This is a genomic window from Treponema sp. UBA753 (genome assembly GCF_002297325.1).
In the GTDB taxonomy this organism is placed as follows: domain Bacteria; phylum Spirochaetota; class Spirochaetia; order Treponematales; family Treponemataceae; genus Treponema_D.
On sequence record NZ_DBKJ01000046.1, the window covers coordinates 1 to 6,710 of the forward strand.

The window sequence follows — 6,710 nt, forward strand, 5'->3', positions numbered from 1 at the left end:
CTTAAAACTGAAAATCACACGGGAAACCGTAAACCGCAGCATGAAAAAGCTTCAGCAAGAAAAAATCATTCAGAGAATCGGCGCGGACAAAAACGGCAGCTGGAAGATTTTACGGTAAGCACGACGCGCCGTTTCCCTATTCTTGACAAAACTAACATCATTAGATATATATTAACTAACTCTTTTAGTTTTACAAAGCATTTTCGTACTCTCTACGGAAATGGCAATTTTTCAGAACTTACAAGGATTCAGATGGAAATCAGGTACGAAAAACTCAACCACGGAAATTTTGACGGACATTCGCTCGATGAATTCAGGCGGCATCAAACAATCACAGAATGTTGGCGGAACGTTAGTGGCGAACTGAAACTTGTTCCGAACGAATTTACTGAAGACTGGTCGATTGAAAAATGCCGCGAGGTTGCCGCAGGAATTTCTTCTAGGCTGGAAAATGATTTGTCGGCATTCGCTGCGTTCTGCGGAAAACGCGTTGTGGGATTTGTAACAGTTGAGCATGAGATTTTCGGGAAGGCAGCAAAGTACGTGAGCCTTGAGCAGTTTCAGGTTTCAGAAGATTTCCGCGGGAAAGGAATCGGTCGCAAACTGTTCTCACTCGCCTGCTCGGAAGCGAAAAATCTTGGTGCGCAAAAGCTCTACATTTCCGCACATTCGTCAAAGGAAAGCCAGGCGGCGTACAGAGCTTTGGGCTGCGTTCCAGCTATGGAAGTCAACGCAAAAATGGCAGCGGAAGAACCGTTCGACATTCAGATGGAATTTGTGCTGTAATAAAAAATTGTATGGAAATTGAATACAGAAAAGCGACTTTTGCTGACGCTGAACTGCTTATAAACATTTATAATTCTGCATTTTACAGCGATTATATAAGATTCGGTGAATGTCCCGCATACGGCAAGAGCAAAGCAGCGATGGAAAAATCCATATCGGAATATCCCAAGCTTATCATTTTATGTGACCGTGAGCCGGCCGGCTGTGTTTCCTGCAAAAAAATCTCCGACGGAATATATGAAATCGGCTGCCTTTGCGTTGTTCCAAAGTTTCAGGGGAAAGGAATAGGAACGCACGCTGTCAAATATGTAACATCGCTTTACAAGGACGCTGAAAAATTCACCTTAATCACGCCGATAGAAAAAAAGGAAAATGTAAAATTCTACACAGAAAAATGCGGCTTCAAAATCGTGTCAACAGAAACAGACGGAAATGTAAAAGTGGCACGATTTGTTTTAGAAAAATGACTTTAAATTCTGAAGAGATTTTGCAACGAGGAACAGTCAGTTATTTTATTTAAGATATGGATAAAACTTGCGGATTGTTGCGACTTTCTGGATAGAAGGAAAGTTCAGAACGTGCAAGTATAAAGAGAGTTCACCGGGGCAAAAATCAAACTAGAGAAGCCGTCCTCTAAAAACCATGAATACAGGCAGATTCTGGAAGACCTTGGTCTGCACCGCTGAATAAAAAAACACAAACTGCTGTACCAAGGCGATACACTCTCTTGTACCGCTTTGGTACACGGAAATGTACCATCCTGGTACAGCCTAATGTACCGTTGCGATACAAGGCAATGTACCAAAGCCTCGCACGGTAGTGTATAGAAGCTATACATTACCGTGTATAAGCCTTATATATTGCAATGTATACTACAACTTTCAAATAATGCAAAAAAGCTGTGAGGTTTTTCCAATCTACGAAATACCCTGATATGCCGCCTATCAGCATAATGACAGGTATTCTATCCGTATAACGAACGATAGGCGGCAAATTATAAATACCAATGCAATATTCTTTGGGACAAGCCCGAAGATGACAAGCCATGGCGGGTAATGACAGTCTGTGGTTTGTCATTCCCGTGTAATAGTCCCGGAAATCTCGTCAACTTGTCATTGCCACGCTTGACGCGGCAATCCTCATATAATCCTACTTTCTTTCCAGTTCCTCCTTTTCAAGCGCGCGGATTGAGCGGCTGGTTCTGAAGATTATGCAGACTGCGACTCCGGCGAACGCAATCACAAAGAAGACCAGGGTAGCCCCGGAGCCTTTCGTGCTTCCGAAGATGCGCTCAAGAAATGTGTCGGGCGCAAATCTTGCCATGAACGGCTCGAACACTTTGTCCACAAGAAATCCGCCTAAGAAATATCCGGCTGGAATCGTGAAGAACTGGAACGTGTTCCGCACCGAATAGACCCGCCCCTGAATCTCATCCGGAACGCGAAGGCGCATGATTGCGTCAAGGTTCGCGCTCATCAGCGGAATCAGAATGTAGCCCAAAAATCCGCCGACGCACCACACAAGCGGCGAACGTCCCAGAGCAAGCATTATGTTTTCCGTTCCCATCGAAATGAACAGGCACAAAAAGATTGTGCGCACCCGGTTTTTCGGAGCCGGAACTGCCGACGCAAGAACGCTTCCAATCAGCATGGAAATTCCGATTACCGAGTTCACCATTCCAAGCGCCTTTTCTCCGCCGCAGTTTCTGGAAAGAACCATCGCCGGAAGAGCCGCATTGTAAATTGACGCAATCAGGTTGATTGACGAAAGGAACATTATCAGGCACAAAAGCCCGCGCTCGTTTTTCAGGAACGAGATTCCGCCTTTTACAGAATCCATAAGGCTTGCTTTTTCAGCATGATTTTCCGAAGCTGACTCCGCGTTTTCTGTTCCGGTTTCCGTATTTCTGTTCGGCTCAGGAATTTTTATGGCGAGCGCAAGCACAAGAAATGCAGCGGAAAAAGTTGCAAGGTCAATGGCGACAACCGCAGTCAGTCCGAAAAGCCCGATGACCGCAGTCGCAATGACCGGCACAAAAATTGAATTGAGCGCGTTTGAAAAGTAGCGAAGTCCGCCCACACGCTGATAGTGCTCCTTCGGCAGAATCCGCGAGACCGCAACTTCCGAGGCAGGCGACTGGACCGTGTTCATAAGTCCGTTCACCGCGTTTATCAGATAAAGATGCCAGATTTCAAGAAGCCCGTTTTTGAGCAGGATGAACATCACCACCGTAGAGACCGCCGCCACCGAATCGCAGACGAGCATTGTGGCTTTCTTGTTCCACCTGTCGCTGAGTGCGCCGGCAAAAATGCTGAGAATCACATAAGGCGTGTAGGTTGAGACCATCAGAAGAGCCGTCATGAGCGCAGAACCTTTCTGCGTGTACGACCAGATGACAAGTGCGTAGGAAGTCATCGCGCTTCCGAATGAAGAGAAGGACTGTGTAATCCACAAAAGCAGGAACGTCCTCATTTCCCGCAGGATTTTAATAAAATTTTTCATAAGACTTTGCTCCATTTGATTTCATTTTTCTGATGAAACGCAAAGCCCAAGAGCAGAAACTACTCCGTACAAACTGCCCTAAAAGACTTTGCACGGAGACATTGCAATACAAAGAATCACGTTTTTCCTCCTAAGTGAAGTTAGTCATAAAATTTGCGACGCAAACTTGCCGCACATTTTAGACATCCGGTGGAACTTTTGCAAGGGGGAGGAGTGGCGGCTAATGACATAATTTTTATCTTTACAACTTTGTAAATAACGATTTATAATACAATTATGACAGTTTTCAGCAGTGATGACACTTGCGAATGGGACAGTGAAAAAAATCTCATCAACATAAAAAAGCATCACTTAAGCTTTGAGACGGCTTCCAAAGTTTTTCTTGACCCGCTGTTTCTTGAGATTCCCGATGAGGAACACTCAGAGACAGAGCAAAGGTATCAAGGATTTGGAAACATAAATGGAATTGCCGTAGTTACGGTGTTTTATACGGAACGGTGTTCAGACGGAAAGGAACGGCACCGCTTGATTTCAGCAAGAGGACTTGATCCGCAGGAAAAGAAAGCGTATGACGAATTTATCAAATCTTACACAGGAACAAATTGACGAACTTAAAAATCTTGGAAACACCCCTGTTGACTATTCAGACATTCCAAAGACAACGGATTTCTCAAAAGCTAAATTCAAATATTACAAGATTGAGCCTATAAAACAGACAGTCACAATGAGGCTTGACGCGGATTTGGTTGCAGTTCTAAAGAGTTTCGGAAAAGGCTATCAGTCAAAGACAAATGAAATTCTTCGTTCCGTTGTGATGGAACACAAAATGCCTGCACTGGATTTTACTGACTAAAAAATCCGCCGGGCGGGTGGACTTGCGGAAGAATCTATATTAACCGTAAACGGGGCGGTTTTCATCAAGTAATTTTTGCAAAAGTGGATTATTAGCCTTTGCCTTTACATCCAATTTTGAAATAAGATCACTGTCAGAAACTGTTTCACTAATCTGTAGAAGTTCCACAAAACAAATTGTTATCTTATAGAGTTATTTCTGTTTACTATAAAGTAATTTTATTACTCTATCAAGTAATTATCTTTCTGTATAGAGAATCGTTTTATGCTCTGAAGAATAATATCATTTTTACATGACAAATGAGGAAATTCACAGATATGTAATTGAGAAGATAAGGCTTGCGCGTATTTCAAAGGGACTTTCGCAGCTGGAAGTGTGCACGCGCGGAAATTTCTCGCAGAGCTTCTACACGCACGTCGAGTCCGGCAGAAGCCAGCCGTCGCTCATGACCATAATCAGAATCGCAGAAGTCCTTGAGACGAATCCGCGTGAATTTTTCCCTGAGTCAGAAATAAAGTCAAAGTCCGAAATCAAAAAAGAAATCGCCGCGCTGCTTGAGGCGCTGTAAATCCGTTCAATTATGTTTTTCCAGAACCCATTTCCAGGCTGGAAGAATTTTAATCTGCGTGCCTTTGTATTCGGCAGTTTCCTCCGCATCCTTTGAAATCACAAGGCAGTTTTTCAGCTCGTAGCGTCTGTCCAATGAATGCAGTGCGGAAAATTCGCGTTTTCGTGTCTCGTCATCGGAAAGGCTGTAGCAGACCTGAATAGCGGTTTTTTCTTCCGGCAGAACAAAGTCAACCTCGCAGTCGGCAGAGCGGTAAAAGCAGAATTCGGTTTCGCTCCTCAAAAGCGTTACCGCCACAAGATTTTCCAGAAGTGAAGTGTTCGGGTCGGTCAGAAAGAGGTTCAGAATTCCGTTGTCCGTTATGTAATATTTTTTGACGGATTCACGTTCCGAAAGCTTTGCTGAAAGATTTTCCGCATGGAAGACAAGCCACGCTTCTTCCGCATAGTTCAGATATTCCGCGACCGTTTCCGCCTTGACCTTTGTTCCGCACGACGAGACGATGTTCGCAAGCCTTGTGTACGATGAGGGCTGCTTTACGCTTTCCGCGATTTTTTTTATCAGAAGCTTGACGGCTCTCTCGTTCCTGATTTTGTAGCGCGAAATCAAATCGCCGAAATAGATTTTGTTGTAAAGGTTGCTGAGCCAAAGCCGCTTTTCCGCTCCCTGCGCATAGTGAAGCTCAGGAAGTCCGCCGTTGTAAAAATACGTCTCGAACTCTCGCACGATTTCATTTTTGCTGCGGATAAGGGAAACCGGATCCGTACTGATTCCGTTCAGGGAAAGATGCTCTGCGAACGAAAACGGAAAAACGTTCTGAACAAGAAATCTTCCGCCAAGAACGGTTGCCATTTCCTTGGAAAGCATTTTTGCATTGCTTCCGGTGATGAAAACCGAATATTTGTTGTCCGCCAGCCGCCGCGCGAATTTTTCCCAGCCCACGACATTCTGAATCTCGTCAAGAAAAACAAAAGGCTTGTGGCTGAACATCTCGCCGTAGCACTGCAGAAGCAGGTCAAGGTCGGCAAGCTCAATTCCGTCAAGGCGGTCGTCCTCAAAGTTGAAGTAAAGAATTTCCTCTATTTTATGCCCCTCTGCCAGCAGGTCATGAATGCACTGGAACAGATAAAATGACTTGCCGGCGCGCCGTATTCCCACAAAAATATAGTTGAAGTTCGGCTGGATTTTTATGCTGCGGCGAACCAGATGCACAGACTGCACGAACCTCTGATTTTCGAGAATTACTTCCTTCACTTTGTCCTTATTTATGCTCATGCGGTAATTATATTGTTCAAAAAAGGGAAAATCAAGAATAATTTACCTTATAAGGGGATAAATTTACTATATTTAACACTGTATAAGGTGAAAAATCACTAAAAAACAGGCAGAACGAGATAAATTTGTAAAGAATTCCGCCTTATAATCTATGCGCCAAAAGCGGGGAAATCCTTTACTCCAAGACTTTTAGGAACACGGCGCAGCTTTCAAGTTCGGTGAATCCGGTTTTCCTGTATAAGCCGTATGCCGGAATTCCGTGCTCAGTCTGAAGGTAAATTGCACTTATGTTTTTCCGCCTAAGCGATTCTTCAATTCCTTTCATGAAAAGTTTTCCGTTTCCTTTGCCCTGCGCTTCCTTGTTCAGAAAAAAGTCATCAAGAATGTATTCGGTTCCGCTCCACCAGTGGACAATGCATCCGATTGTGGCTCCGTAAAGTTTTCCGTCAATAAAAAATCCGAAGACAAGCGAACCTCTTCTCTGTGTAATGTCGCAGATATATTCGTGAAGCTGAACCGGGTCGTTCCATCCGTCATTCCAAGGCGGCGAATTGAAAACATCACGGAACATGGTATAATTAGCCATGCATTTTACAGAGGCAAAAGGAATTCTTTCGGCGCGCAACGGAATGAACATTTACCGCGGTTGCACGCACGGCTGCATTTACTGCGATTCGCGCAGCCGCTGCTACCAGATGAGCCACGACTTTGAGGACATCGAGGTAA

The 6,710-nt window shown here is 44.4% G+C and carries 9 protein-coding genes and 1 pseudogene; 7 read left to right on the plus strand and 3 right to left on the minus strand.

The annotated features are described in order from the left end of the window. Window positions 1-13: 13 nt before the first annotated feature. The 3 genes from B4C08_RS11215 to B4C08_RS03715 all read left to right on the plus strand — a co-directional run bounded on the left by B4C08_RS11215 (window position 14) and on the right by B4C08_RS03715 (window position 1,253). Window positions 14-118 carry a helix-turn-helix domain-containing protein gene (locus B4C08_RS11215; RefSeq protein ID WP_414717766.1) on the plus strand — a complete coding sequence of 35 codons (105 nt, stop codon included), beginning with the start codon at window positions 14-16 and terminating at the stop codon, window positions 116-118. Between the two features lie 134 nt (window positions 119-252). Next, window positions 253-786 (plus strand): GNAT family N-acetyltransferase, encoded by a 534-nt coding sequence (locus B4C08_RS03710; protein ID WP_296663022.1) that lies wholly within the window; start codon window positions 253-255, stop codon window positions 784-786. An 11-nt stretch (window positions 787-797) separates the two neighbouring features. Further along, window positions 798-1,253, plus strand: coding sequence for a GNAT family N-acetyltransferase (locus tag B4C08_RS03715; protein ID WP_296663024.1), 456 nt, complete (start codon window positions 798-800; stop codon window positions 1,251-1,253). A gap of 682 nt (window positions 1,254-1,935) precedes the next feature. Here the strand turns inward: B4C08_RS03715 and B4C08_RS03720 are convergent. Continuing rightward, a complete protein-coding gene (locus tag B4C08_RS03720; protein WP_296663027.1) occupies window positions 1,936-3,288 on the minus strand; it encodes an MFS transporter in 1,353 nt (450 codons plus the stop codon). 276 nt (window positions 3,289-3,564) lie between these two features. On the opposite strand from B4C08_RS03720, the gene B4C08_RS03725 reads away from it, so the two are divergent. The 3 genes from B4C08_RS03725 (at window position 3,565) to B4C08_RS03735 (ending at window position 4,709) form a co-directional block, all read left to right on the plus strand. Continuing rightward, window positions 3,565-3,894, plus strand: coding sequence for a BrnT family toxin (locus B4C08_RS03725; protein WP_296663029.1), 330 nt, complete (start codon window positions 3,565-3,567; stop codon window positions 3,892-3,894). After that, complete coding sequence (locus tag B4C08_RS03730; RefSeq protein ID WP_296663034.1) at window positions 3,857-4,141, plus strand: BrnA antitoxin family protein; 285 nt, start codon at window positions 3,857-3,859, stop codon at window positions 4,139-4,141. Before B4C08_RS03725 ends, B4C08_RS03730 begins: the two co-directional genes overlap by 38 nt. Window positions 4,142-4,433: 292 nt before the next feature. Next, window positions 4,434-4,709, plus strand: coding sequence for a helix-turn-helix domain-containing protein (locus B4C08_RS03735; protein ID WP_296663037.1), 276 nt, complete (start codon window positions 4,434-4,436; stop codon window positions 4,707-4,709). 6 nt (window positions 4,710-4,715) lie between these two features. Here B4C08_RS03735 and B4C08_RS03740 read toward each other — a convergent pair whose 3' ends face one another. Continuing rightward, on the minus strand, window positions 4,716-5,984 hold the full coding sequence (locus B4C08_RS03740) for an ATP-binding protein (RefSeq protein WP_296663040.1): 1,269 nt from the start codon (window positions 5,982-5,984) through the stop codon (window positions 4,716-4,718). Between the two features lie 175 nt (window positions 5,985-6,159). Beyond that, window positions 6,160-6,570, minus strand: a complete 411-nt coding sequence (locus B4C08_RS03745; protein ID WP_296663043.1) for a GNAT family N-acetyltransferase — start codon at window positions 6,568-6,570, stop codon at window positions 6,160-6,162. Between B4C08_RS03745 and B4C08_RS03750 the strand changes: the two are divergent. Further along, window positions 6,569-6,710 (plus strand): annotated as a pseudogene (locus B4C08_RS03750) (radical SAM protein); the annotation flags it as partial. The gene B4C08_RS03745 and the pseudogene B4C08_RS03750 overlap by 2 nt on opposite strands.

What these genes read in the sequence shown, in the direction of transcription:
- B4C08_RS03710 (WP_296663022.1), top strand. Translation starts at nt 253, where the DNA reads ATGGAAATCAGGTACGAAAAACTCAACCACGGAAATTTTGACGGACAT.
- B4C08_RS03715 (WP_296663024.1), top strand. Translation starts at nt 798, where the DNA reads ATGGAAATTGAATACAGAAAAGCGACTTTTGCTGACGCTGAACTGCTT.
- B4C08_RS03720 (WP_296663027.1), bottom strand. Translation starts at nt 3,288, where the DNA reads ATGAAAAATTTTATTAAAATCCTGCGGGAAATGAGGACGTTCCTGCTT.
- B4C08_RS03725 (WP_296663029.1), top strand. Translation starts at nt 3,565, where the DNA reads ATGACAGTTTTCAGCAGTGATGACACTTGCGAATGGGACAGTGAAAAA.
- B4C08_RS03730 (WP_296663034.1), top strand. Translation starts at nt 3,857, where the DNA reads ATGACGAATTTATCAAATCTTACACAGGAACAAATTGACGAACTTAAA.
- B4C08_RS03735 (WP_296663037.1), top strand. Translation starts at nt 4,434, where the DNA reads ATGACAAATGAGGAAATTCACAGATATGTAATTGAGAAGATAAGGCTT.
- B4C08_RS03740 (WP_296663040.1), bottom strand. Translation starts at nt 5,984, where the DNA reads ATGAGCATAAATAAGGACAAAGTGAAGGAAGTAATTCTCGAAAATCAG.
- B4C08_RS03745 (WP_296663043.1), bottom strand. Translation starts at nt 6,570, where the DNA reads ATGGCTAATTATACCATGTTCCGTGATGTTTTCAATTCGCCGCCTTGG.